This is a genomic window from Pantoea sp. XY16 (assembly GCF_025153065.1).
Classification (GTDB): Bacteria; Pseudomonadota; Gammaproteobacteria; order Enterobacterales; family Enterobacteriaceae; genus Pantoea; species Pantoea alfalfae.
On the sequence record NZ_JANZNP010000006.1, the window covers coordinates 260250 to 284545 of the forward strand.

The following is a 24296-nucleotide window of genomic DNA, read 5'->3' on the forward strand; positions in this document are numbered from 1 at the left end:
TTGGCCGCATACTTTCTGCGCAGATTGCTGCTGATTATCCCGACCTTATGGGCGATCATCACGCTCAACTTCTTTATTGTACAAATCGCGCCCGGCGGACCGGTCGACCAGGCGCTGGCAAATATTGAGTTTGGTCAGACAACTGGCCTGCCCGGCAGCGGCGCGGAGAGCGCCAGTTCACGCGCCAGCATCAGTCATATTAATCCTGCTGATAATCAGTACCGTGGCGCGCGCGGGCTGGATCCCGAAGTGATTGCGGAGATTAAAAAGCGTTACGGCTTCGATAAACCGCTATGGCAGCGCTACGGCGAGATGCTGTGGAACTACCTGCGTTTTGACTTTGGCGACAGCCTGTTTCGTAGCGCCTCGGTAATCGGGTTGATTAAGGAGAGCCTGCCGGTCTCGATCAGTCTGGGATTATGGAGCACGCTGATCATCTATCTGGTGTCGATCCCACTGGGGATCCGCAAAGCGGTGCGCAACGGCAGCGCCTTTGATGTCTGGAGCAGCGCGTTTATTATCATTGGCTACTCCATTCCGGCTTTTCTGTTCGGCATCATGCTGATCGTACTGTTTGCCGGTGGCAGCTACCTTGACTGGTTCCCGCTGCGCGGGCTCACCTCTGCGCAGCACGACACGCTGCCCTGGTATGGCAAAGTACTGGATTACTTCTGGCATATCGCCCTGCCGGTACTGGCAACGGTGATTGGCGGCTTTGCCACACTGACCATGCTGACGAAAAACGCCTTTCTGGATGAGATCCGCAAGCTCTATGTCGTCACCGCGCGCGCCAAAGGGGTGCCGGAACGCCGAATTCTTTATCACCATGTGTTTCGCAATGCGATGCTGCTGGTCATCGCCAGCTTCCCCGCTACGTTTATCAGCATGTTTTTTACCAGTTCGGTGCTGATCGAAGTGATGTTCTCGCTCAACGGACTCGGCCTGCTCGGCTATGACGCGACGCTGCAACGTGACTATCCGGTGATGTTTGGCACGCTCTATATTTTCACGCTGATCGGTTTGCTGATGAATATTCTCAGCGATCTGACTTATACGCTGGTCGATCCGCGCATCGATTTCGGGAGCCGCTCATGACGCGCTCTCCACTCAATCAACAGCGCTGGCAGCGCTTTCGCCATAACCGGCGCGGCTACTGGTCGCTGTGGATCTTTCTGGTTATTTTTCTGCTGTCACTCTGTGCCGAACTGATCGCCAATGACAAGCCACTGCTGGTGCATTATCAGCAGCGCTGGATGGTGCCGCTGCTGTTTGACTACAGCGAAACCGACTATGGCGGCGTACTGGCGACAGCGGCGGATTATCAGGATCCCTGGCTGCGGCAGCGCATCGCACAGAACGGCTGGGCCTTATGGGCTCCGGTTCACTTCAGCGACAGCACCATCAATTTTGCCACCGAGGTGCCGTTCCCCTCTCCGCCCTCGGCGCAGAACTGGCTCGGCACAGACGCCAACGGTGGCGACGTACTGGCACGGCTGCTCTATGGCACGCGCATCTCCCTGCTGTTCGGCGTACTGCTGACACTTATCTCCAGCGTCATCGGAATTGTGGTTGGCGCGGTGCAGGGTTATTTCGGCGGCAGAATTGATCTGATTGGGCAGCGGATGATTGAAGTCTGGTCTGGTATGCCGTCGTTGTTTCTGCTGATCCTCCTTTCCAGCGTCATTCAGCCCGGTTTCTGGTGGCTGCTGCTGGTCACCGTCGCATTCGGCTGGATGAGCCTGGTAAGCGTGGTCCGGGCCGAGTTTTTGCGTACCCGAAACTTTGACTACATCCGCGCAGCACAGGCGCTGGGGGTCAGCGATGCCCGGATCATGCTGCGTCACATGCTGCCTAACGCGATGGTGGCTACCCTGACCTTTCTGCCATTTATTTTGTGCGGTTCGATCACCACGCTCACCTCCCTCGACTTTCTCGGTTTCGGTCTGCCGCTGGGTTCACCCTCGCTGGGTGAGTTGCTGCTGCAGGGCAAAAATAATCTGCAGGCACCCTGGCTGGGCCTGGCGGGCTTTTTCACCCTGGCGATCCTGCTTTCGCTGTTGATTTTTATTGGCGAAGCGGTGCGCGACGCCTTTGATCCGGGCAAAGGAGCCTGAATGACGACGCCACTGCTTGCCATCAATCATCTCTCGGTCGCCTTTCGTCAGGGCGAGCAGCTTCGTCAGGTCGTGGATGACGTTTCACTGCACATCGACGCGGGCGAAACGCTGGCGCTGGTGGGCGAGTCGGGTTCCGGCAAAAGCGTCACGGCGCTGTCGGTAATGCGACTGCTGCATGAGGCAGCGGTGGTTTATCCCCGCGGAGAGATTCTGTTTAACGGTGAAGATCTGCTGCGTGCCCGCGAACAGCGTCTGCGTGCTATTCGTGGCAACCAGATTGCGATGATTTTTCAGGAGCCGATGGTATCGTTGAATCCGCTACACACCGTAGAGAAGCAGCTGTATGAAGTGCTGTCGCTGCATCGTGGGCTGCGTCGTCAGGCGGCACGCGGTGAGATTATCAGCGTGCTCGATCGGGTCGGTATCCGTCAGCCTGCCGCCCGGCTCAACGATTTCCCCCACCAGCTTTCCGGCGGGGAACGCCAGCGAGTGATGATCGCTATGGCGCTGCTGACCGAGCCGCAGTTGCTGATTGCCGATGAGCCCACCACTGCACTGGATGTGACGGTGCAGGCGCAGATTCTGGCGCTGCTGCGTGAACTGCAGCGGGAGCTGAATATGGGCATGCTGTTTATCACCCATAACCTGAATATCGTGCGTCAGCTGGCGGATAACGTCAGCGTGATGCGTCAGGGTCACATCGTGGAACAGAATCGCTGCCAGATTCTGCTGAACCAGCCGCAACATCCTTACAGCCAGCAGTTGCTGGCTGCCGAGCCGGAAGGAAAAGCGCTACCGCTCCCTGCAGATGCGCCTGTCATTCTTCGGGTCGGGCAGCTTCAGGTCAGTTTTGCGCAGCGGCGCGGACTGTTCCGGCGGCAGGCCAGTGAAAAGCAGGTACTGTCCGGACTAAGTTTCAGCCTGCGGCGTGGCGAAAGTCTGGGTCTGGTGGGCGAGTCCGGCTCGGGTAAAAGCACCACCGGCCTGGCGCTGTTGCGGCTGATTGCCTCACGTGGCGAAATCTGGTTTGACGGCCAGCCGCTGCATCAGCTGTCGCGCAGGCAACTTCTGCCACTGCGTCAGCGCATTCAGGTAGTGTTTCAGGACCCGAATTCTTCTCTCAATCCGCGTATGACGGTGCAGCAGATTATTGCTGAAGGTCTGGCGGTGCATCAGCCTGAACTCAACAGTGCGCAGCAGGCGCAGCGCGTGATTGCGGTGATGGAGGAAGTCGGGCTTGAAGCAGAAAGTCGCCATCGTTATCCGGCCGAATTCTCTGGCGGTCAGCGACAGCGGATTGCTATTGCGCGGGCACTGATTCTGGAGCCAGAGCTGCTGATACTGGATGAACCCACCTCATCGCTGGATCGCACGGTGCAGAAGCAGATTCTGACACTATTACGCCGCTTACAGCAGCAGCGTCAGCTCAGCTATCTGTTTATCAGTCACGACCTGGATGTGGTTCGCGCCCTGTGTCATCAGCTTATCGTGCTGCGTCAGGGGGAGGTGGTTGAACAGGGAGAGTGTGAAACGTTGTTTGCGTCACCGACAACTGTTTATACTCGCGAGCTGCTGCAGTCGGCGCAACTCAGCCTGCGATAAAGGTTTCCGCAATCGCCACGCCCTGATTTTTCAGGCAGCAGTTAGTGGCGCTTTCGTCGCGACGCTGAATAAACAGGCAGGGCTGCCCTTCACATTCGGCCACTTTGCAGTCGACCTGAATATCCGCCAGCACCTCTTTCAGCTGCTGCAGAATCTCCCATGCCGGAATGCCGTCATGGCTGATCAGTCGCAGCGCCACGAACTCCTGCTCATCCAGCGTCGTGTCATCGGATTCAATGGCACTATGGTGATCGCTGGCCCAGCGAAAACGCTGTGGCAGACGATGCACAATTGAAAGTTGCAGCATAGGTTACTCTCCCGGATGAGTTTATGTCGCAACACCGACCTTCCCGGCTGAAAACGGGTTGATCCCCGCAGAGTCAGGACAGGGATGGCAGGCCCGTCTAGGCGGATTGCAGAAGCGCATTTTTGCGACTTACATCGCACTTCAGCCTATATGTACCGCGTTCACACGACGTTAACAATCATTTTAGCTGCATTGTGGTTACTTTTTTAACTAAAAGTTTTCACAATAAAGAAACAAAACCGGCGAGATGTGCATCACTGCGGATAAAGGCGGGAAAACCACTGCGCCCGATTAACGGGCCGCAGGGCGGGAACGCGAAGCGTAGAAAAAGAGCAGTAGTGAGATTGTTGCGCAGAGCGCGATAGTACCGACCATCGGCCAGGCGCTGTTAAAACTTACCAGCGACAGCAACGCCCCCACAAAAGCACCAACGCCAAAACGCAGCGTACCCGCCAGGGACGAGGCCGTACCCGCCATGTGGGGAAACTCATCCAGAATCACCGCCATCGCATTCGATGAGACCATCGACACGCAACCGATAAACAGCGCGATCCCCATCACCAGCGGCAGGAAGCCGAGGCTGAAGGCGCTGACAATCAGCAGCCAGATCCCCATGCAGAATTGTATCAGCAGGCCCAGACGGAACATCGCCACCGGACCAAAGCGGCGTACGGCGCGGCTGTTAATCAGCGTCAGCAGAAACAGAAACACCACGTTGAGGCCAAAATAGTAGCCAAAGTTTTGCGGTGAGACGTGATTAAGCTCGATGTAGACAAAGGGACCGGCATTGAGAAAGGTAAAGAGTCCGGCAAAGGAGAAGCCGCTCGCCAGCATGTAACTGAACGCCCGCTTGTGGCGGAACAGCGTCACGAAATTACCCAGCGTAGTGCGCAGGTGAAACCGCTGTCGCTGCTCCGGCTTCAGGGTTTCGCGGATCTGCGTGGTCACCAACACGGTCGTCACCAGTGCCGCACCCGCGAGCGCCCAAAAGATAGCGTGCCAGCTCCAGAGCACCAGCAGCCAGCCGCCGATGATCGGAGCCAGCAGCGGCGCAATGGTGGTAATCAGCATCACAAAGGACATCATGCGGGAGAAGTCCTCTTTCGAGTAACTGTCACGCATCAAGGCATTGATCACCACACTGGCTGCGGCAGCCGACAGCCCGTGAAGGAAGCGCATCAGAATCAGCTGGTCGATACTCTGCGACAGCGCACAGGCCGCGGCGGCACAGGCAAAGATCAGAGTCCCGAGTGCAATCACTGGCTTGCGCCCATAGCTGTCTGCCAGTGGCCCATAAATAAGCTGGCCAATCGCGAAGCCAAGAATATAGAGGTTGAGCGACATCTGCACGCTACCGGCTGAAACGCCAAATTCTCTTGCTATCTGGGGCATCGCAGGCAGATACATGTCGATCGACAGTGGCATCAGCATGGCTAACAAACCAAGGATAACCACCAGTCCTGTTGGTGAATTCTTTTCCTTACGCACACCCTCTCCTGCACGAATGAATCAGGTACGAGCCGCCTGGCCCGCCCGATTATTTTGCCTTCAGCTCTTTTGGCAGACCGATGCTGGCGATCTCGTCTTCCGTCAGCGCCCGGTATTCGCCCGGTTCCAGATCGTCGTCCAGCGCAATGTCACCGATACGTTCGCGATGCAGCTCAATGACCCGGTTACCGACGGCGGCAAACATCCGTTTCACCTGGTGATAACGGCCTTCGCTCAGGGTCAGCCGCACGTCTGTGGGGGTAATCACCTCCAGCTGTGCCGGTTTCGTCAGGCTCTTCTCATTGTGGAGCTGCACGCCCGCGGTAAACTGCGCGGCCGTGTCGTCACCGATCGGCGATTCCAGGGTGACGCGATAGGTTTTCTCGCAGTGATGACGTGGCGAAGTAATGCGGTGTGACCACTGGCCATCATCTGTCAGCAGCACCAGCCCGGTGGTGTCAATATCAAGACGCCCTGCCGCGTGCAGTTTGAATGACATTGGCTCTTCGATGAAATAGAGGATAGTCGGATGATCGGGATCGTCGGTTGAGCAGACGTAGCCCTGCGGTTTGTTCAGCATAAAGTAGCGTGGGCCGGTGAGCATCTGCAGCACGTTGCCGTCGTAGGCGACTTCGTGATCGGGCAGCAGTTTAAACGCGGTGTCGCGCACCACTTCACCGTTGACGGTGACACGCTGGCCACGGATCTCGCGATGAGCGATAGCGCGGCTGATTTCCAGTTGCTGAGAGATGAATTTGTCGAGTCGCATGAATTCGTTTTGCCTGTTACTGCGGAGGGAATCTGAAACGGCCTGGTTAACCGTTGAAAATGTGCGGGAAGTATAACGTGATCCGCGCCAGCCTGACAGCGCGTTTACCGCCCTTTCATGGCATAATTACCACCAGTTTTATAAAAGTGAGCAACATGTCTTTTACCTTACGTCCCTATCAACAGGATGCGGTGAATGCCACCGTGGCGCATTTCCGTCGCCATCAGGAGCCTGCCGTCATTGTGCTGCCAACCGGTGCCGGAAAAAGTCTGGTGATTGCCGAGCTGGCACGGCTGGCGCGTGGCCGGGTGCTGGTGCTGGCGCACGTCAAAGAGCTGGTGGCGCAGAACCACAGTAAATATCAGGCCTACGGGCTGGAGGCGGATATCTTTGCCGCCGGACTGCAGCGCAAAGAGAGCCAGCGCAAAGTGGTGTTTGGCAGCGTACAGTCGGTGGCGCGCAACCTCGACCTGTTCGACAGCGTCTTCTCGCTGGTGATCGTCGACGAGTGTCACCGCATCGGCGATGACAAAGAGAGCCAGTATCAGCAGATCTTCAATCATCTGCGTCAGCACAATCCTCAGCTCCGTTTACTCGGCCTGACCGCCACGCCCTTCCGTCTGGGTAAAGGCTGGATTTATCAGTTCCACTATCACGGCATGGTGCGTGGCGACGAAAAGTCGCTGTTCCGCGACTGTATCTATGAACTGCCGCTGCGCTATATGATCAAGCATCAGTTTCTGGTGCCGCCGGAGCGGCTGGATATGCCAGTAGTGCAGTATGATTTCAGCCGCCTGACAGCACAGTCTAATGGCCTGTTCAGCGAAGCCGATCTGAATCGCGAACTGAAACAGCAGCAGCGCGTGACGCCCCATATCATCCGTCAGATTGAGGCGTTCGCCCAAGATCGGCTAGGGGTGATGATTTTCGCCTCAACGGTGGAACATGCGCGTGAAATTCTGCAGCTGCTGCCTGAAAACAGCGCGCTGGTCTCCGCTGAGACGCCCCCCCGAGAGCGTGATGCCCTGATTCTGGCGTTTAAAGCGCAGCAGCTGAAATTCCTGGTGAACGTGGCGGTGCTGACCACCGGGTTTGATGCCCCGCACGTGGATCTGATTGCGATCCTGCGCCCGACAGAGTCGGTCAGCCTCTATCAGCAGATCGTCGGCCGCGGGCTGCGGCTCTCGCCCGGTAAAACCGACTGTCTGATCCTCGATTACGCCGGTAATCCGCATGACCTCTTTACGCCCGAAGTCGGCGCGCCTAAAGGGGCCAGCGACAATCAGCCGGTTCAGGTTTTCTGTCCCGCCTGCGGTTTCGCCAATACCTTCTGGGGCAAGGCGACCGCTGATGGCATGGTGATTGAGCATTTTGGCCGACGCTGTCAGGGCGTGCTGGAAGATGATGAGGGTGAGCGCGAACAGTGTGATTTCCGCTTCCGCTTTAAAAGTTGCCCCGACTGCGGCGCAGAGAATGATATTGCCGCCCGGCGTTGTCATCAGTGCGACAAAATTCTGGTCGACCCGGACGATATGCTTAAAGCTGCCCTGAAACTGAAGGATGCGCTGGTGCTGCGCTGTGGCGGCATGACGCTGGAACAGGGCCGCGACGCCAAAGGTGAATGGCTGAAGGCAACCTATTTTGATGAGGAAGGTACCAGCGTCAGCGAACGGTTTCGTCTGCAGACACCCGCCCAGCGTAAGGCGTTTGAACAGCTCTTTATGCGCCCGCATCAGCGCGCGCCCGGCGTACCGCTGGGCTGGCAGACCGCCGCTGACGTGCTGGCGTTGCAGCCATTGCTGCGTCATCCTGACTTTGTCGTGGCGCGCGCCAAAGGCCAGTTCTGGCAAATCCGCGAGAAAATGTTCGATTATCAGGGTCGTTATCGCCGCGCCAATGAGCTGCGTTAATGGACGACACAGGCAATCCGGAACCCGGCGGGCGGGTATATCGTTTGCTACCACCCGGCATAACGGCTATACTGCCGCCCGCTTTTGCATGTGCATCAGCGGGATTGAATAACCTGCCTGTTACTGGGTCGCCTGTAGCAGGATTAAATAAAGAGAGATATTAATGCTCACTATCAATGCAGTAGAACGTAAAGAGCAGGGTAAGGGTGCGAGCCGCCGCCTGCGTACAGCAAACCGTTTCCCGGCCATCATCTACGGTGGTTCTGAAGCGGCTGTTGCCATCGACCTGGATCACGACTCCGTAATGAACCTGCAAGCTAAGCCAGGTTTCTACGACGAAGTGCTGACCCTGTCAGTTGACGGCAAAGAAACTAAAGTGAAAGTTCAGGCTGTTCAGCGTCACCCGTTCAAGCCAAAACTGTTCCACATCGACTTCGTTCGCGCTTAATCGCGAATTATGTTGAAAAGTAGAAGGGCCGGTTGAAAAACCGGCCCTTTTATTTTGTCGCTGCCAGGTGAAGATTATCGTTGCGGGCAGGAAATGAAAGCCGGGCTAAGCCCGGCTTTTTTATTTGCTGCTGGTACGGCGCTGAAGCTGATCGCGCAGATTAGGCGGTGTGCCCTTAATCGTCAGGGTGTCCGTGGCCGGATCCCAGAAAATGCGTTCGCCCAGCAACATCGCATCGAAATTCAGGGTCAGTCCCCCGCCGCTTCCGGCAAACTTTGTCAGCTGGCGCAGCGTGCTGCGATCCGCAGGAAAACTCTCTTCCAGCTCATAGCCCTGCTCCTGGGTAAAGGCCTGGAAGGTTTTTTCGCCCAGCGGAGGCAGTTCGCTCGACAGATCTTCCAGCGCAATCTCCTCGCCCGCCTGTAACTGCTCATTGCAGTAGCTGTAGACCTGCTGGCGATAGTTCTGCCGCTCCTGCTTATCCAGTTCCGATTCATTGCAGTAGTCATCGACCGCCTGCAACAGACCGCGGTTCTGCGCCTTAGTGTCTAATCCCACTTCGGCACCGAGGAAGTCCATAAAGAAGTCAGCGACCTTACGACCAACGCGGCCGCGCAGGAAAGTCAGGTAACGGGTCGATTCCGGGTTGGTTTCCCATTCGGTTAAGTCGATACGCGCCACGATGTCCGCATGATTAATATCGAGATAATGCGTGCTGCTGATATCCAGCTGCTCATTGACGCGCATGCTGGACTGGCTGTTCAGCACCGCAATCAGCAGGTACTCCACCGCCAGATAGCGATAGTGAATAAACAGCACCACGCCGCCTTCCGCAAACGGATATTTTGCCAGCTCGTCGCGCAGACGACCGGTCGCGGCACGGCTAAAAGCGAGAAAATCATCGTTGCCCTTACGGCAATTACGCAGCGCTTCTGCCAGTTCACTCTCAGTGTTGAACAGGCCATAGGCTTTGCTTTTTGCGCTATAAACCCGGTGTAACTCCTCCACCATCGCGTTGACCGTGTTGGTGGCAGGCAGCAGCGAATCGCGCAGCGCCAGTTCAAGCTGGTTTTCATCGCGTTTAATTAACTGATGCAGGGCAATCTGGTCGATATCCAGACTCATGGTAGACTCTCCTTTTAGCACAGGCGCGTATTCAAACACCGCCAGCATCGGCTTTCAACTCCATGCTGAAAGCGAACGCGGTGCTTTCGATAAAATTGCGGTAAAAAGTGCGCTCTTCCGGTAATATATCGCCTTTTGAAATGAGCTTAGACGACGATATGGCACAATCATCACGCTACAGTGACGAACGCGTGGAACAACTCCTCGCGGAAATGGCCCAAATCCTGCACAAGGACAAAGCCCCCACCGATCTCTCCCTGATGGTACTGGGAAATATGGTGACCAACTTAATTAACAGCGATGTCGCTCCGGCGCAACGTCGTTCACTGGCACGATCTTTCGCCGATGCCCTTCAGGCATCTGTGCGCGACGACAACGCCCATTAATTGGCTGATTTGACTTCATAATATGGTAACCAACCGGCAGCGCTACCGCGAAAAAGTCTCCCAGATGATCAGTTGGGGGCACTGGTTTGCTCTGTTTAATATCTTATTCGCGCTGATTTTAGGCAGTCGCTACCTGTTGGTCGCCGACTGGCCTTCTTCGCTGGCGGGGCGTATCTACGCCTATACCAGCTGGGTTGGTCATTTCAGTTTTGTCGTGTTTGCCGCCTATCTGCTGATTATCTTCCCGCTGACCTTTGTAGTGATGTCGCAACGGCTGATGCGGGTGTTGTCCGCGGTGGTCGCTACCGCCGGGCTGACGCTGGTGATGGTCGACAGTGCGGTATTCAGCCGTTTCCACCTGCACCTGAATCCGGTGGTGTGGGAGCTGGTCATTAACCCCGATCAGAGCGAGATGGCGCGCGACTGGCAGCTGATGTTTATCAGCGTGCCGCTGATTTTCCTGGTCGAGATGCTGTTTGCGACCTGGAGCTGGCAAAAGCTACGCAGCCTGAATCGCCGTTCATTTGGCAAGCCTGTCGCCGCCCTGTTTATCAGCGCCTTCTTTGCCAGCCACCTGATGTATATCTGGGCTGATGCCAACTTCTATCGCCCGATTACCATGCAGCGTGCCAATCTGCCCCTCTCCTATCCGATGACCGCCCGCCGCTTCCTGGAACGTCACGGCTTGCTCGATGCGCAGGAGTATCAGCGTCGGCTGATTCAGCAAGGCGACCCGGAAGCGGTGGCGGTGGAGTATCCGCTGAGCGATATTACGTTCCGTGATGCCGGCACGCGTAACAATCTGCTGGTGCTGACGGTTGATGGTCTGAACAACGCTACGCTGGCCAAAGCGCTACCGCAACTCAATCAGTTCGCCAGCGAAAACGTGCGTTTCACGCAGCACTACAGCGCGGGTGATACGCCGGAGAAAGGCTTATTTGGCCTGTTCTACGGTATCTCCTCCAGCTATATGAACGGAATTCTGGCCTCCCGGACGCCGTCTGCGCTGCTGGGTGCATTGAGTACCCAGGGTTATCAGTTTGGCCTGTTCTCCTCCGAAGGCTTTAATCCGCCGCTCTACCGGCAGGCACTACTGACCGATTATTCACTGCCTGCGACCAACAGTCAGCCCAACGCCAGCACGGTGGCGCAATGGCAGAACTGGCTGGAGAAACAGAACGGTTCACAGGCACCCTGGTTCTCATGGATTGCCCTGAACGGCCCTGATGTGACCGGCGACAGTGCTAAAGCCCGTCAGCGCAGCTACCTGCGTCAGGCTCCGGCTGTTGATGAACAGATTCAGGCGGTACTTAACAGCCTGCAGGCGCGTGATTTACTGAAGAACACCGTCGTGGTGATCACCGCGCAGCGTGGCCTGGCGCTGGACGGCAATCCTGACAGTGCCGGAAACCGCCAGACATTGCAGGTGCCGTTAGTGATTCACTGGCCTGATACCCCCGCGCAGACTGTTGATCGCCTTTCTGATCATCAGGATGTGATGGCGACGCTGATGCAGCGCCTGCTGCATGTGCGCACCAATCCGGTGAATTACTCGCAGGGTGAAGATCTGTTTGCAGCGCGTCGTCGCCATGACTGGGTCGCCAGCAGTGAAGAGAATAAACTGGTCATTACCACGCCGCAGGTGACGCTGGTACTCAACAACAACGGCAGCTATCGCGCTTATGATGCGCAGGGCAACGCGCTGAAAGATCACAAGCCAGAACTGGCGCTGCTGTTGCAGGTACTCACCGAGGAGAAGCGGTTTATCGCTAACTGATTAATTATCAGGCAAATAGTTTGCAGGTATCTTGCATTAATGGTGATAACCAGTAGACTAATCCTCCAGAGTTCGGCACGTAGCGCAGCCTGGTAGCGCACGGTCATGGGGTGTCCGGGGTCGGAGGTTCAAATCCTCTCGTGCCGACCAAATTCCCCGAAAAGCAGCCCAAAAGGCTGCTTTTTGCGTTTCTGTCATCAGACCTTCACTTTCCTCGCACCTTCCGCAATCCGATCTATACTTAAAAGCATGTGGGTAACAAGAGGAGAGTTCATGACATTCATCGAAAAAGACGATCCAACAGAAGCACCCGAGTCTGGCGATAAGCAACCTTCTCCGCCAGACGAAAAGTAACCCACGAGGCCGCGTCTGACGCGGCCTCTCTCTGTCACGACTTCCCATGGCTTAACATTCAGATTAATCCCGAACGGGGTTAGCATTCTTCATGAAATCATCAGGTTATCGCTTGCAAAAAAGCCTGACCCGCTTCACAAAAGTAGTCGCCCGCTGCGCTTTTTCATCAAACTGAAACAAAAATGTCACAGAAAATAACTACCCTGAACTTCCCAGAAATTGACGGATAATTTTTATGGCGATCAAAGCGAAAAGCCTGAAAGATGCAGAAGCGTTACTTCATTCAGGCATTAGCAAAGTGGAACTGGCGTATGACATTGGCAGCGACGATTTCTTTCGTCTGGCGAGCCACTGGTGCAACCGGGGTGCACGCATCAGCAGGGGTCACCACCATTTCGTTGTTTCTCTCAAGAGTTTTGCCATTCCTCCCAACGACTGATTGCGGCGGGCTGCTTGCCCAGAACCATCGCGCCTGATTAAATGCCTTTTTAGGTTCTGATGATGGTTTCGCATGCGCTATCCCGACCTGCCGCTGCCGCCTGTTGCAGGCGGCTTTATCCTTTCCTGTCATCTTAACCACAGCGATCCTTTGCTGGCGGTGAGTCACTTTGACCCACAAAAATATCATGACGCGCTGGCTGTCGAATGGCGTATTCCGCTGCCTGCCCGACTGCAGCAGGCGGTCAATAAAAGACGTGCGGAATATCTCGCCAGCCGATTACTTGCCCGGTCAGTAATGGCAGAACTGGGCATTGATGATTTCATTCTGACCAACGCGCCTGACCGATCTCCCTGCTGGCCCGCTGGCATTCAGGCCTCACTGTCTCACAGTAGTGGTGTCGTCGTGGTGGCGGCTACGCGTCAGCCCTGCGCTATCGGGGTCGACGTCGAGCAGCTCATGTCGGTGACCACCGCGCAGGAAACGGCCAGCCTGCTGATGAATGAGCAGGAACAGCAGCTGTTGCAGACACTGCCCGTCTCCTTCAGTGCGGCCGCTACCCTGCTCTTCTCACTCAAAGAGAGCGTATATAAAGCACTATGGCCACAACTGCATCAGCCGATGGACTTTCTGGATGCGGCACTGGTGTCCGTAGATTTCGCGCAGCAAAGTGCCACGCTGCGCCTGACTCAGCACTTCGGCGAGCGTTTTGTGAGGGGTACGTTACTGGAAGCGGACTTTATGTGGCAGGAAAATCAGGTGATCACCCTGGTCTCGCATCGGCTTTAAAAAAAACCGGCTAAACAAGGGTATTTAGCCGGGGTAAACACAGACGAAAGAAGACGTTTCAGGATGGCAGAAACTGACGTTTCTGATGATTGCTAAAGTAGCCTGTCTGACGCGCAGCACGCCAGTGCGCTTTTCTGCTAAGTTTTGCCAGTTGCCGTCAAAGTCCGGTGTCGGTGCGCTTTACCGAGTCGAGTGTGGCGAGATCGCGCTCATTACCGGTCAGCTCCGTTAACTGACCTTCGCGCATCTCCAGCAGCCGATCGGCATGAATGAAGTAGTGATCGTCATGACTGATGGCAAACACCGTTTTACCCGCCTGCTGCAACCACGGCAGCAGCTCACGATAAAAGATGCGGCGAAAATGGGGATCCTGATCTGCCGCCCATTCATCCAGTAACAGCACATCGCGCTCTTCCGCCACCGCCAGCAGCAGTGCCAGTCGTTTACTCTGCCCTTTAGATAGCCGCAGGTTCAGCACTTTGTTGCCTTCAATCTTCAGTTTGTCCTGCATCTTCAGCCGCTCCAGCCACTGCTGCACCAGCGCCGGATTGGCTGCCACGCCTTCCCGCCCGATCAACCGGTCAAACAGATGCAGGTCGGTGAAGACCGCCGAAAACTGACTGCGCCACACATCCAGCTCCTCTGCCGTGATCGCTTTACCATCCAGCAGCAGCGTGCCGGACTGCGGCTGATACAGCCCGGTCAGCAACATCGCCAGCGTCGATTTACCGCTGCCGTTGCCGCCAATCAGGAACACCAGTTCCCCCCGGCGCAACGTCAGGTTAATCGGCCCGACCTGAAAACCGTTATCACCATAATGGAAAGAGACGTCGCGCAGCTCCAGTGTCTGCCAGTCAGAGACGGGAGATGGCGCGTGAAACCCGGGCTGATAGGGGGCGAGGTCAAAGGCGTTGAGCTTACGGAATGCGACCTGGGCACTGAGCAACGTCGGTAACGCACCCACCGCCGAGAGCAGCGGCGTGCGTAAGAACAGCAGCGTCAGGGAAAAGGTAGCGGCGACGGCGGTATTAGCCCAGCCCAGGCTGTTGGCCATAAAAAAGACCATGCCGATAGCGCCTAACGTCATGATATTCGACCAGTTAACCGCACTGAGATGGTATGTATCTGCGCGTACAATATGGTGACGCCAGGCACGGGCATCCTCCTGATACACGGTGTCATAGACCTGCTGTGCACGGGAGCGGTTAAGCTGCAGCTCTTTGCGCCCTTCAATCACCGTCTGGTAATCGCGATAAAGGTTGTCTTCGATTTCCCGCAGCTTTGCCATGTGCTGGTAGACGCGTGAAACCAGCATCCAGCCGCCCACCAGCGTGACACCCAGCCAGAGACTGGTCACCAGCAACATTTTCGGGGACAGCCAGGCGAGATAAAGTGCCGAGCCAAGCGTAATGATGACGCCCTGAAACAGCTCCGGCAGGCGCACAAAGGCCAGCGTAATCGCCCGCACATCGCTGGTCAGTCCTGCCAGCAACTGCGCGCTGCCAAGTTGCTCGATACGTTCAACCCGGGAATCGAGGATACGCTTAATAAATTCGCCGCGTAGTCGCCAGACAAACTGATGGCCGAGCATCGTCAGCGCCAGCTGCGAGGCCAGCGTCACCGCCATCAGCACCACCAGCTGCAACAGAAACTGCGGCAACACCGCAAAAGAGGTGTTAATGGCGACAATCATTTCGCGGTTGATAAAGGCGATCATGCCGATACCCAGCACGGCGCTTAACAACGTCAGCGCAATCACCCCGATAAAAGGCCAGCGGAACTGGCGAAAAACAACGCTTAACAACGTCATGCAGGCAATCCATCAGCTAAAAATAGCCTGCAGTGTAATGGGATGCCAAATGATAGCAATAGTTATTCTCACCACGCCGTGACCGGCGTAACGGGTCAAAAGGCGCGGCGAAACGTCAGGTTATAACGCCAGGGACCGGCCAGCGGATGAACGCCTGGCTTCAGCGGCAGAATGCCGTGGTAGCGCAGGCGCGACGGCCCGCCCCATACCACAATATCACCGTGTTCCAGCAGCACACGCTGAGTTGTGTCACCACGCTCGAAGCCACCAAACTGGAAAACCGCAGGCAAGCCCAGCGACACCGAAACGATAGGCTGGCGCAAATCTTTCTCATCTTTATCCTGATGCAGTGTCAGCTTCGCGCCCGGTTCATAGCGATTAAGCAGGCAGGCATCCGGATTAAAATCAGCAAATCCTGCCTCTGATGCTGCCTGCTGTGCCAGAGTACGAAACAGCGGCGGCATTGGTGGCCATTTACGTCCGTTGAGGTTGTCCTGCTGCTGATAATTGTAGCCACGTGAATCCACCGACCAGCCAAAATCGCCGCAATTGGTCATCGCCACCGACATGCGATGACCGCCGGGCGTAATGCGATGGGCAAACGGGTTCTGTTCCGCAATTGTCAGGATCTGTTGATAAAGCGCTTCTGCATCTTCGCGCGCGCGACGCCGCAGGATCATGGCACCTTCAGCCAGCGGCTCCTGCCAGGGGTGCTCTTCACTAAAAAGATCTAACATCAGGGTTCTCCGGATTTGTCGGGGATCAGGAAAGCAGCAAACTGCGGCGACATCCAGCTGACAAATTTATCGCCCTGCTTACTGATCAGATAGACCGCCAGATGCTCTTTTATCGCCAGCGCTTTGGCTTTTTCGGTACCGAGTACCATCAATCCGGTATCCCAGCCGTCGGCTTCCAGTGCCGTAGTGGCGATCACCGTGGCGGAAACCAGTTTATGCTCAATGGGCCGTCCGGTAACGGGATCGATCACATGAGAAATGCGCTTGCCATCCAGTTCATAATAGTTGCGATAGCTGCCGGATGTGCTGATACCGTGTCCCTGCAGATCAACGCGCGCCTGAACCGCATTTTCGCGATCGGTCGGTTTCTGAATCGCTACGCGCCACGGCTGCTGCTGCGCATTCAGACCACGACTCAGCACCGCGCCCCCGACCGACACCAGATAGTTGTTGATGCCGAGTTGCTCCATCAGGCGCGCCAGATGATCGGTTGCGAAGCCCTCGCCCACTGTTGAGAGATCGACATAAAGGTCAGGCAGATCTTTCTGCAGCCACTGCGCGTCTGCACCCTGCACCACCCGCAGATGCTGCAACCCGGTCTGCGCCCGGGCGGTGGCGATCTGTGCAGCATCCGGCGTATGAGCTGGCTGTCTGGTCGGGCCAAAACCCCATAAGTTAACCAGTGGCCCGACAGTAATATCCATCGCCCCGCCGGTTTTACGGCCAATTCGCAGTGAGGTGGTGACAATATCCGCCATGTTTTCACTTACTGCCCACGGTGACAGATCCCGGCTCTGATTGAAGCGTGATAACACGGAATCGGCTTTCCAGGTTGAGAGTTCAGCATCGTCCGCATCCAGCTGCCGCTGGATGCGCTGCTGCAGCTCCGCTTTACGTTCGATCTCCACACCCGCCAGGCTCACACGCCAGACGGTTCCCATCGTTTTTCCTTCCAGTACCAGTGCGGTTGTTGCTGCTGGCTTATCGCAGGCTGCTAACATCAGTACTAACGTCACTATAAACAGCAGATTAATCTGAGAACGCATCCTTCCTCGCATGTAACACTTTATTAGTCTCTGCTACAAAGCATAAACTTCGGGTAAATTAGCTTAAATAGCGTTGAATATTTTTCTGAATCACGAGAACATTCACTGGTCATCTATCCTGATCCCGCCTCCCGACAGGCGATAAACATTATTTCAAAGTAAGGAGCTACAGATGATTTATGCGATTCTCGTTATGGCCCTGGGCCTGTTTATTTACGGAAGTTATAAAGTGGTCGAACAGCGTCGTCATCGTCATATGACACCTTCACGGCCGCGCCATTAACAAGCCTGACTGCACCTGATTGGGGCAATGCCTCTCTGATGCGTGCGGCAAGTGTATCAAAACGGGCGCGCCATCTGTGGCTGTGAGAGCGGTAAAGCTGGCATGAATTCTGCACTGTTGAAACAGTGTTTATCTCTGAGAGGTGCAGAATGAAAAATTCACAGAAGTGGCCGTCGGCATGGCATCACTGGCTGAGCTTTTCAGCCTTTACGCTGGCAGGTGTCGCATTTGAAGGTGCGCGATTCGGCAGTGTTGTGTCGTCGGTAACGACAGCACCGGAACCCACGAAGTGGCAAAAGGCTGAAGCGCTCAGCCCGGAAGGCGATGCAGGAGCGCAGCGGTAACTGCGCTCCCTGACAACTCAGAACGTTTAGAACTGGTAAACCAGACCCAGTGCCACCACGTCGTCGGTATTGATACCGGCTGCGTCGGTGAACGCGTTGTCGTCCAGCAGGTTGATCTGGTAATCAACATAGGTAGACATGTTTTTGTTGAAGTAGTAGGTCGCGCCAACATCAATATATTTTTTCAGATTCTGTTTGCCCCAGTTCTGAACATCGGTGCCGCGTGAGGTGACATAGGCCAGGGATGGACGCAGGCCGAAGTCGAACTGATACTGTGCAACCAGTTCCCAGTTATCCGCTTTATCCGCATAGCCGTAAGCTGAAGAGGCGTCACTGCTGTCACCAAAGCGGGTCGCATTGTAAGCACGCGAGTACATCGCGGCCAGATAGACATTGTTTGCGTCATATTTCAGACCGCCCGTGTACACTTCCGCTTTATCGCCGCGGCCAAGAATACCTGATGTCGCGCTGTTCTGATCGTTGGTACGGTCAGACTGGAAAGCCGCGGCACCAATGCCAAAGCCCTGACCCAGATCATACGTGGTGCTCAGACCCCAGCCGTCGCCATTCTGACCCAGTACGTCACGGCCATTTGCAGATTCGGTGTTGTTGCCATTCTTGCCCTGATACTGCACGGCGAAGTTCCAGCCATCCACCAGACCAAAGAAGTTATTATTGCGGTAGGTCGCCATGCCGTTGCCACGCTGATACATAAAGTTATCTGCGCCATAGGTATCGCCACCAAACTCGGGCAGCACGTCGGTCCATGCGCCGATATCGTAAGCTACGCCGTAGTTACGACCGTAGTCGAACGAGCCCGCATCCCCAAATTTTACCCCGGCAAAGCCGACACGCGTGAAACTATCAGCAGTGCCTTCAGACTCGGCGTTGTTCAGCGCAGCCTGATATTCCCACTGACCGTAACCGGTCAGTTGATCGCTGATTTCGGTTTCGCCTTTGAAGCCGAAGCGCACGTAGGATTGGTCGCCGTCAGAGCTGTCGTTGTCAGAGAAGTAGTGCAGACCGTCAACTTTACCGAAGAGGTCTAATTTGTTGCCGTCTTTGTTATAGATTTCAGCTGCGTTTGCTGATCCTGCTGCAACCAGCAATGCAGGGATCACCAGGGAGAGAACGCGACGTTTCATTTTATTACCCTCTGTTATGTGCCTTTATTATTTGCCACTGCGAACTGAATGATTAAAAATTCAGCCGGCAGGCCATTGTTGTTATATAACGGGCAATAATCCACCAGGAAAATGCTACTAAATTTCCAAAACTGTTTCATAGATCGAAACAGTTATTTCTTAATGTAAATATCGGGGAACTAATAACCAGCACAGATCGATAAAAATCAGCGCACGAATCGTTAATCTCAATTCGTATTGTTTGTTATCAACAGGTTGCATCAGAGCTTTATGAAGCACTGAATGATAAAACTTTTACGGCATCTGGTAATAGAATAGTCCCCGCTATCATCATTTATTCCATTATTACCTTCATTCTCCCCGAATGAGATGTACAACTTATTATTTCCCGCCGGACACGTTGTCCGGCATTTTTTTGCCTGAAATTTGCCGTTCCGTTATATCTGCGTAAACTTTCTTAAGCTGATTAAATTAACCCTGCCCTAGTTCCGCACAGAGTGCTAAATTTCGCACGCTTTGCGCCCTGAATGATGAAATATCCGCCATGTTAATTTATCACCGTAATTAAGCAGGCGGAGAGTGGTTATGGTGCTGATTTTCAGCGCTCGCGCAGCGATTCTTTGACTTTATTCAGCGGCTTAATCAGATAGTCCATGACCGATTTCTGACCGGTTTTAATCTCCACGTTAGCCACCATACCCGGCACAATCGGAAATTTTCGTCCGGCACGGTTGGTCAGCTCTGCTTTCTGAGTACGAACGTAAACACGATAGTAATATTGATCGCGTTTTACCTCATCCTGCAGGGTATCGGGCGATACCGTTTCAACTTCGCCGGGCAGATCACCATAGATAGAAGAGTCATAGGCGGTCACTTTTACGGTGGCGGCCAGACCGGGGCGGATGTACGCGATATCACGTGGATTGATACGCGTCTCAATCAGCAGCTGATCCTCCAGCGGCACAATCTCCATCAGTTTACCGCCCGGCTCCAGTACGCCTCCGACCGTGGTGACCTGAATATCTTTGACGATGCCGCGTACCGGCGAGTAGAGCGTGGCACGCGTCAGCTGATCTTCTTTGCCCGCAGCAACCTGCAGTTGTGCATCCAGTTCGGCATTGTTTTTCACCTGCTCTTCATGGGCGCGCACCAGATAGTCGTTACGCGCCTCATCAATTTTACCGCGCAGATCGCTGACCTGACGGCGCAAACGAATCACCTCGACCTGCCCTGCCGCACCCTTAGCCACCAGCGGTTCCGTCAGCCGCAGTTCATCCTGTACCAGTCTCAGCGACTGCTGCAGGTTACTGATGGTTTCGGTGAGATTACGACGACGCGACTCGTAGAGCTGCCGTTCGCGCGTGACCAGGTTCGGCTCCTTCAGGGTTTCGGCGCTGAACGTAAGCGGCGTGCCTGACAACTCCGCCTCAAGCCTTTCGGATGAGGCACGCAGCGTGCGCACTTTGGCCTGTGCTTCGCCGAAGTTGGACTGGAAGCGCGTCGGATCGAGCGTGGCCAGCACCTGCCCTTTCTCAACAATATCGCCCTCATGCACATTCAGCTGTTTGACGATGCCGCCGTCCAGGCTGTCGATCACCTGCGCGCGGCTGGAAGGTGTTACCTTGCCGATGCCGACGGTCACCTCATCCAGAATGGCGAAGTGCGCCCAGATGAGAAAAATTGCCAGTGCGGCGGTGCAGAGCCAGATAATCGCCGATGTCCGGCGCTCATGACGGGCAAGATCTTTATCAACAATAACCAGACTCATGCAGCATCTCCTTTCCCTGGCGTCGCTGGCGTCGTCGCACGGCGCAGGATCTCGTCACGCGGACCATCGGCCACAATCCGGCCGTTATCCATCACCACAATACGGTCGACCATCTTCAGCAGCGCCGGCCGGTGCGTCACCAGCACCAGCGTCCGGCCACTGATCCAGCCCTGTAGCTGACGGATCACATGCTCCTCCAGCTGTTCATCCATGGCCGCAGTCGGCTCATCCAGCAGGACGACCTGCGGCTGCCGCAGGATCATACGACTCAGCATCACCATCTGACGCTGCCCGCCTGACAGTCCGCGTCCGCCTTCATTAATAATGCGATCCAGACTGGCGGCATCCTGCTGGACCAGCGACAGTGCGCCGCTGATGCGCAGCGCCTGCAGCATCTCCTGTTCGCTGGCGTGGGGATTACCCAGCATCAGGTTCTGCCGCAGCGTGCCAAAGAAGAGACGGGAGTCATGCGACAGCCAGCCGAGTTGACGGCGTAAATCGACAGGATCGATACGCTCAATATCGACGCCATCGACAATCACCTTGCCCTGAGTGGCCTGCGCCTGACCGGCCAGGATCTTCAGCAGCGTCGACTTCCCTGCCCCGACTTTACCCAGAATGGCAATCTTCTCGCCGGGCTTGATCTGCAGCTGCTGCACGTTGAGCACATTCTTTTCATTCTCTTCGTCATAGCTGTAATGGACATTGCGCAGATCGTACTGGCCGGTAAGCGTCGGACAGTGCGCCAGCGTAGCGGCTTCAGGCTGATCGAGCGGCTTTTTCAGCAGCTCATCCAGCCCTTTCATCGCCATTTTGGCGTGCTGCCAGCGTGAGAAAACCATCGTCAGCTGCATTAACGGGGCGATGGTACGGGATGAGAGCAGGCTACAGGCGACCAGCGTACCGGTGGTGATTTGAGAATCGAGCACCAGATAGACACCAAACACCAGCATTCCGGCATAGGTGAGCTGCTGCACGGTTGACGCCCAGCCGGTAAGACGCGCGCCCCATAACCGCTGCTGATTGCTGATTGAAGCGCTGACTTCGTGGGTTTGTTCCCATTGACGCTGAAAATAGGGTTCCGCCTGTAGCGCCTTGATATCCTCAATCCCCTCGATGGTCTCCACCAGCACTGCATTGCGCAGCGCGCCCTCGCGCAGCCCCTCTTTGGCCAGCTTCGCCATCGGAATCTGCACCAGCAGGCCGGGAATGACGATCAGCGGGATCGCCGCCAGCGGGATTAGCACCAGCCAGCCCCCCACAAATGACATGATAAACAGGAACAGGATGACAAACGGCAGATCGGCTGCTGCACCCACCGTAGTTGAGGTTAGCAACTCGCGCACCTGGTCGATCTCACGCAGCTGCGAGATAAAGGAGCCGGTCGATTTTGGCCGCGCCTCATTTCGGATACTCATCGCCCGGGCAAACAGCATGGCCGAGACTTTGAGGTCGATGCGTTTACCCATCAGGTCTGATACCTGGGTGCGCATCAGCCGGATCACATACTCAATGGCCGCGGCGATCAGCACCCCGACAAACAGCACCCACAGCGTGGATTGCGACTGCGCCGGAATCACCCGATCGTAGACCTGCATCGAAAAAAGAATACCGGCCAGCGCCAGCACGTTGCTGATCACTGAGGCCAGCGAGATCTCGGTAATACGGCGCCCCATGCCGCGAAAGTTTTTCCAGAACCAGTGCGGCTCATAGGGCTGAACGAATTCGTCGATACGCGCATCCCGGCCACGCGCCGCTACGCCTATCACCCCGACATCGCCCTGAGCACGTGCCAGCAGTTCCGATAAGGCGCTTTCACGCACCACATCGCCGCCTTCACTGAGCCAGTAGCGCGCGCTGCCGTCGGCATCAATGCTCTCCAGCACCGCCACGCTGGCATTTTCCAGCACCAGCACTACCGGAGTGATCTCCTGACGCCAGCGCAGTTTGTTCTGCGGCACCATGGTCAGATGCAATCCCAGCAGCCCGGAGAGCCGCTCCAGCTGCTGGGACACCGGCAGATGTTCAAACCAGCGCATCTGCTGACGCAGGGTTTTGCCATCGGCAGGTTTACCGAATCGCGCGGCGACGCGCAGCATGGCGGCAATCCAGTTATCGGTATTCAGGGTTGATGTACTCATTATTAATGCCTTATCGCTATTGCAGCGAAGGAAGGAGATCGCCGCTGCTTTGCTGGCGATCGATACCCATGATATCGAGCAGATTGTCTACCGCGGCGGCATAGCGCACGGTGGCATCCCAGCCGTCATAAAGCGCGGTGATACGTGAGCTGTCAGCCTGAAACACATCCTGTTCCACGCTCAGCAGATCGTTCAGGCTGCGCTTGCTCAGGCGATATTCATCGGCGTAGACATTTCGGGTATGGTCGGCGCTGGCCAGCTGCACTTCCCCGGCAGCCTGCCGTTGCTGCGCGCCAATCATGTCGGCATAGGCGGTGGAGGCATTCTGATTAATGGCGAGTTTGGCCTGCTGAACTGCGGCCTGCGCCGCTTCACGATCGCCCTCCGCTGACGCGGTTCTGGCATTGACCATGCCGCCCTGATAAAGCGGCGCTTCCACCTGCAGCTGCACTTCATCATCCCAGTAAGACGCACGATCGTTTTCATAGCGGGTCCGGCCCGCCTGCACTTTAATCGTCGGCCAGTGACCGGACTCTGCCTGGCGCACCCGTTCACGGGCGGCTTCCTGTTTCGACTGCGCGCTGCGCACCGCCGCGCTGCTTTCATAGGCGATTTTGTCGAGGGTGATCTGCTGCTTAAGCAGCGCCTGTGGCAGTTCCGGCAGCGTGGCGGGAACCACGCCGGTCAGCACAGTCAGCTGCGCGGTGGCGGAACGGTGCTGGGCACGATATTGCTCAAGCGTGGCCTGCATTGCGGCGATGCGGGTTTCCGCCTGCAAAACATCTGACTGCGAGTTGAGTCCGGCATCGGCGCGCAGTTTTGCAATATCCCGTACCCGCTGCAGCGAGGCGATATTGGTGTGCGCCGTTTCAGACAGCGCCTGATAGCGTTTGACTTCAAGGTAGGCCTGCAGCGTATCTTCCGCCACGGTAGTCATCGAATCAAACAAGCCGAAACGATAGGCATCTGACAGCGCATGCTGTTCATCGATGGCGCTGCCGGTGCGGCCAAAATCATAAAGCAGTTGACTGAGTGTGATACCGCCGGAGCCATTATTGTTCAGACTGCCAGCGGAGTCGGTCTGGTGAGAGCGTCCCGCGGCACCCTGCAGTGAGATCTGCGGATACCAGGCGCTGCGGGCGGCATCCATATCCCCCTTGCCGACGTGGATCTGTGCCGCCGCTTCCGAGATTTTCGGATTGCGGGCGAAGGCCCGGAGAATGGCGTCGCGCAGCGTTAAGCTGGCAATCTGTTCTTCGGTCGGCGCAGCACGCCAGTTAAATTCGGCTTTAGGTAACGGTGCGGCAAAGGCCGCGTGCACTGCCACGCCACTCAGGGCGCACAACAAAAAAGTTAATCGCGCTTTGTTCATCATCAATACCAGCAGGGGTTCTTATCATCATGGTGTTTTTCCTGGTGAACAAAGCGAGCTAAAAGGAGTATGTCTCAGAGCCAGACAGCGTTATTGCTTTATTTTTTTTATGGTTTGTTAGCGGGACGCCAAACGACAT

Annotated in this window: 22 protein-coding genes and 1 tRNA gene; 12 read left to right on the forward strand and 11 right to left on the reverse strand. The window is 55.9% G+C overall.

Features of this window, described 5'->3' with window-relative positions; all coding sequences use genetic code 11:
* The 3 genes from N1689_RS11170 to yejF are packed head-to-tail and all read left to right on the forward strand — an operon-like array spanning position 1 to position 3719.
* On the forward strand, positions 1 to 1095 hold the full coding sequence (locus tag N1689_RS11170; RefSeq protein WP_253419354.1) for a microcin C ABC transporter permease YejB: 1095 nt from the start codon (positions 1 to 3) through the stop codon (positions 1093 to 1095).
* Positions 1092 to 2114, forward strand: a complete 1023-nt coding sequence (locus N1689_RS11175) for an ABC transporter permease (protein WP_161732188.1) — start codon at positions 1092 to 1094, stop codon at positions 2112 to 2114. The genes N1689_RS11170 and N1689_RS11175 overlap by 4 nt, the downstream gene beginning before the upstream one ends.
* Positions 2115 to 3719: a microcin C ABC transporter ATP-binding protein YejF gene (gene yejF, locus N1689_RS11180; protein ID WP_222925204.1), complete on the forward strand. Its 1605-nt coding sequence runs from the start codon at positions 2115 to 2117 to the stop codon at positions 3717 to 3719.
* Here yejF and N1689_RS11185 read toward each other — a convergent pair.
* The 3 genes from N1689_RS11185 to rsuA form a co-directional block, all read right to left on the reverse strand.
* Positions 3706 to 4026: a hypothetical protein gene (locus tag N1689_RS11185; protein ID WP_098052788.1), complete on the reverse strand. Its 321-nt coding sequence runs from the start codon at positions 4024 to 4026 to the stop codon at positions 3706 to 3708. The two genes, yejF and N1689_RS11185, sit on opposite strands and share 14 nt — an antisense overlap.
* Before the next feature lie 291 nt (positions 4027 to 4317).
* A complete protein-coding gene (locus tag N1689_RS11190; RefSeq protein ID WP_161732183.1) occupies positions 4318 to 5514 on the reverse strand; it encodes a Bcr/CflA family multidrug efflux MFS transporter in 1197 nt (398 codons plus the stop codon).
* 49 nt (positions 5515 to 5563) lie between these two features.
* Complete coding sequence (rsuA, locus tag N1689_RS11195) at positions 5564 to 6283, reverse strand: 16S rRNA pseudouridine(516) synthase RsuA (protein WP_260058898.1); 720 nt, start codon at positions 6281 to 6283, stop codon at positions 5564 to 5566.
* Positions 6284 to 6438: 155 nt separating this feature from the next.
* On the opposite strand from rsuA, the gene N1689_RS11200 reads away from it, so the two are divergent.
* Both N1689_RS11200 and rplY read left to right on the forward strand, forming a co-directional pair.
* Complete coding sequence (locus N1689_RS11200; protein WP_260058899.1) at positions 6439 to 8193, forward strand: DEAD/DEAH box helicase; 1755 nt, start codon at positions 6439 to 6441, stop codon at positions 8191 to 8193.
* Positions 8194 to 8356: 163 nt separating this feature from the next.
* Complete coding sequence (gene rplY, locus N1689_RS11205) at positions 8357 to 8641, forward strand: 50S ribosomal protein L25 (RefSeq protein WP_013358540.1); 285 nt, start codon at positions 8357 to 8359, stop codon at positions 8639 to 8641.
* 120 nt (positions 8642 to 8761) lie between these two features.
* Here rplY and yejK read toward each other — a convergent pair whose 3' ends face one another.
* On the reverse strand, positions 8762 to 9766 hold the full coding sequence (yejK, locus tag N1689_RS11210; protein WP_161732180.1) for a nucleoid-associated protein YejK: 1005 nt from the start codon (positions 9764 to 9766) through the stop codon (positions 8762 to 8764).
* A gap of 158 nt (positions 9767 to 9924) precedes the next feature.
* Between yejK and N1689_RS11215 the strand changes: the two genes are divergently transcribed.
* The 5 genes from N1689_RS11215 (at position 9925) to N1689_RS11240 (ending at position 13511) form a co-directional block, all read left to right on the forward strand.
* Positions 9925 to 10152: a YejL family protein gene (locus N1689_RS11215; RefSeq protein ID WP_010248348.1), complete on the forward strand. Its 228-nt coding sequence runs from the start codon at positions 9925 to 9927 to the stop codon at positions 10150 to 10152.
* Positions 10153 to 10174: 22 nt separating this feature from the next.
* The gene (yejM, locus tag N1689_RS11220; protein ID WP_161732179.1) at positions 10175 to 11929 is read left to right on the forward strand and encodes an LPS biosynthesis-modulating metalloenzyme YejM; all 1755 of its coding nucleotides are present in this window, start codon (positions 10175 to 10177) and stop codon (positions 11927 to 11929) included.
* Between the two features lie 73 nt (positions 11930 to 12002).
* A tRNA-Pro gene (locus tag N1689_RS11225) sits at positions 12003 to 12079 on the forward strand.
* Positions 12080 to 12518: 439 nt separating this feature from the next.
* A complete protein-coding gene (locus N1689_RS11235; RefSeq protein ID WP_161732178.1) occupies positions 12519 to 12722 on the forward strand; it encodes a hypothetical protein in 204 nt (67 codons plus the stop codon).
* Positions 12723 to 12794: 72 nt separating this feature from the next.
* Complete coding sequence (locus N1689_RS11240; RefSeq protein ID WP_161732177.1) at positions 12795 to 13511, forward strand: 4'-phosphopantetheinyl transferase; 717 nt, start codon at positions 12795 to 12797, stop codon at positions 13509 to 13511.
* 157 nt (positions 13512 to 13668) lie between these two features.
* On the opposite strand, the gene N1689_RS11245 is transcribed toward N1689_RS11240, so the two are convergent.
* The 3 genes from N1689_RS11245 to apbE all read right to left on the reverse strand — a co-directional run bounded on the left by N1689_RS11245 (position 13669) and on the right by apbE (position 17104).
* Complete coding sequence (locus N1689_RS11245; protein WP_161732176.1) at positions 13669 to 15321, reverse strand: multidrug ABC transporter permease/ATP-binding protein; 1653 nt, start codon at positions 15319 to 15321, stop codon at positions 13669 to 13671.
* A 95-nt stretch (positions 15322 to 15416) separates the two neighbouring features.
* Complete coding sequence (gene alkB, locus N1689_RS11250; RefSeq protein ID WP_222925202.1) at positions 15417 to 16058, reverse strand: DNA oxidative demethylase AlkB; 642 nt, start codon at positions 16056 to 16058, stop codon at positions 15417 to 15419.
* Positions 16058 to 17104, reverse strand: a complete 1047-nt coding sequence (apbE, locus tag N1689_RS11255) for an FAD:protein FMN transferase ApbE (RefSeq protein WP_260058902.1) — start codon at positions 17102 to 17104, stop codon at positions 16058 to 16060. The genes alkB and apbE overlap by 1 nt, the downstream gene beginning before the upstream one ends.
* Before the next feature lie 172 nt (positions 17105 to 17276).
* Here apbE and N1689_RS11260 point away from each other — a divergent pair, with 172 nt between their 5' ends.
* Together N1689_RS11260 and N1689_RS11265 are read left to right on the forward strand one after the other, a co-directional pair.
* Complete coding sequence (locus tag N1689_RS11260; RefSeq protein ID WP_202604857.1) at positions 17277 to 17387, forward strand: response regulator; 111 nt, start codon at positions 17277 to 17279, stop codon at positions 17385 to 17387.
* 149 nt (positions 17388 to 17536) lie between these two features.
* Positions 17537 to 17731: a hypothetical protein gene (locus N1689_RS11265; protein WP_150010500.1), complete on the forward strand. Its 195-nt coding sequence runs from the start codon at positions 17537 to 17539 to the stop codon at positions 17729 to 17731.
* Between the two features lie 26 nt (positions 17732 to 17757).
* Here the strand turns inward: N1689_RS11265 and ompC are convergent, their stop codons facing one another.
* The 4 genes from ompC to N1689_RS11285 form a co-directional block, all read right to left on the reverse strand.
* Positions 17758 to 18876, reverse strand: coding sequence for a porin OmpC (gene ompC, locus N1689_RS11270; protein ID WP_161732173.1), 1119 nt, complete (start codon positions 18874 to 18876; stop codon positions 17758 to 17760).
* A 598-nt stretch (positions 18877 to 19474) separates the two neighbouring features.
* Entirely contained in the window at positions 19475 to 20644 is a 1170-nt protein-coding gene (locus tag N1689_RS11275) for an HlyD family efflux transporter periplasmic adaptor subunit (protein ID WP_161732172.1), read from the reverse strand.
* Positions 20641 to 22785 carry a type I secretion system permease/ATPase gene (locus N1689_RS11280; RefSeq protein ID WP_222925200.1) on the reverse strand — a complete coding sequence of 715 codons (2145 nt, stop codon included), beginning with the start codon at positions 22783 to 22785 and terminating at the stop codon, positions 20641 to 20643. The genes N1689_RS11275 and N1689_RS11280 overlap by 4 nt, the downstream gene beginning before the upstream one ends.
* Before the next feature lie 16 nt (positions 22786 to 22801).
* On the reverse strand, positions 22802 to 24157 hold the full coding sequence (locus tag N1689_RS11285) for a TolC family outer membrane protein (protein ID WP_222925462.1): 1356 nt from the start codon (positions 24155 to 24157) through the stop codon (positions 22802 to 22804).
* Between the last annotated feature and the right edge of the window lie 139 nt (positions 24158 to 24296).

Excerpts from the sequence above, each read along its gene's own strand:
- N1689_RS11275 (WP_161732172.1), bottom strand. The coding sequence starts at position 20,644 with ATGAGTCTGGTTATTGTTGATAAAGATCTTGCCCGTCATGAGCGCCGG.
- yejK (WP_161732180.1), bottom strand. The coding sequence starts at position 9,766 with ATGAGTCTGGATATCGACCAGATTGCCCTGCATCAGTTAATTAAACGC.
- N1689_RS11260 (WP_202604857.1), top strand. The coding sequence starts at position 17,277 with ATGATTTATGCGATTCTCGTTATGGCCCTGGGCCTGTTTATTTACGGA.
- yejM (WP_161732179.1), top strand. The coding sequence starts at position 10,175 with ATGGTAACCAACCGGCAGCGCTACCGCGAAAAAGTCTCCCAGATGATC.
- alkB (WP_222925202.1), bottom strand. The coding sequence starts at position 16,058 with ATGTTAGATCTTTTTAGTGAAGAGCACCCCTGGCAGGAGCCGCTGGCT.
- ompC (WP_161732173.1), bottom strand. The coding sequence starts at position 18,876 with ATGAAACGTCGCGTTCTCTCCCTGGTGATCCCTGCATTGCTGGTTGCA.
- apbE (WP_260058902.1), bottom strand. The coding sequence starts at position 17,104 with ATGCGTTCTCAGATTAATCTGCTGTTTATAGTGACGTTAGTACTGATG.
- N1689_RS11285 (WP_222925462.1), bottom strand. The coding sequence starts at position 24,157 with ATGAACAAAGCGCGATTAACTTTTTTGTTGTGCGCCCTGAGTGGCGTG.
- N1689_RS11215 (WP_010248348.1), top strand. The coding sequence starts at position 9,925 with ATGGCACAATCATCACGCTACAGTGACGAACGCGTGGAACAACTCCTC.
- rplY (WP_013358540.1), top strand. The coding sequence starts at position 8,357 with ATGCTCACTATCAATGCAGTAGAACGTAAAGAGCAGGGTAAGGGTGCG.
- N1689_RS11235 (WP_161732178.1), top strand. The coding sequence starts at position 12,519 with ATGGCGATCAAAGCGAAAAGCCTGAAAGATGCAGAAGCGTTACTTCAT.
- yejF (WP_222925204.1), top strand. The coding sequence starts at position 2,115 with ATGACGACGCCACTGCTTGCCATCAATCATCTCTCGGTCGCCTTTCGT.
- N1689_RS11245 (WP_161732176.1), bottom strand. The coding sequence starts at position 15,321 with ATGACGTTGTTAAGCGTTGTTTTTCGCCAGTTCCGCTGGCCTTTTATC.
- N1689_RS11175 (WP_161732188.1), top strand. The coding sequence starts at position 1,092 with ATGACGCGCTCTCCACTCAATCAACAGCGCTGGCAGCGCTTTCGCCAT.
- N1689_RS11265 (WP_150010500.1), top strand. The coding sequence starts at position 17,537 with ATGAAAAATTCACAGAAGTGGCCGTCGGCATGGCATCACTGGCTGAGC.
- N1689_RS11200 (WP_260058899.1), top strand. The coding sequence starts at position 6,439 with ATGTCTTTTACCTTACGTCCCTATCAACAGGATGCGGTGAATGCCACC.
- N1689_RS11240 (WP_161732177.1), top strand. The coding sequence starts at position 12,795 with ATGCGCTATCCCGACCTGCCGCTGCCGCCTGTTGCAGGCGGCTTTATC.
- rsuA (WP_260058898.1), bottom strand. The coding sequence starts at position 6,283 with ATGCGACTCGACAAATTCATCTCTCAGCAACTGGAAATCAGCCGCGCT.
- N1689_RS11185 (WP_098052788.1), bottom strand. The coding sequence starts at position 4,026 with ATGCTGCAACTTTCAATTGTGCATCGTCTGCCACAGCGTTTTCGCTGG.
- N1689_RS11280 (WP_222925200.1), bottom strand. The coding sequence starts at position 22,785 with ATGAGTACATCAACCCTGAATACCGATAACTGGATTGCCGCCATGCTG.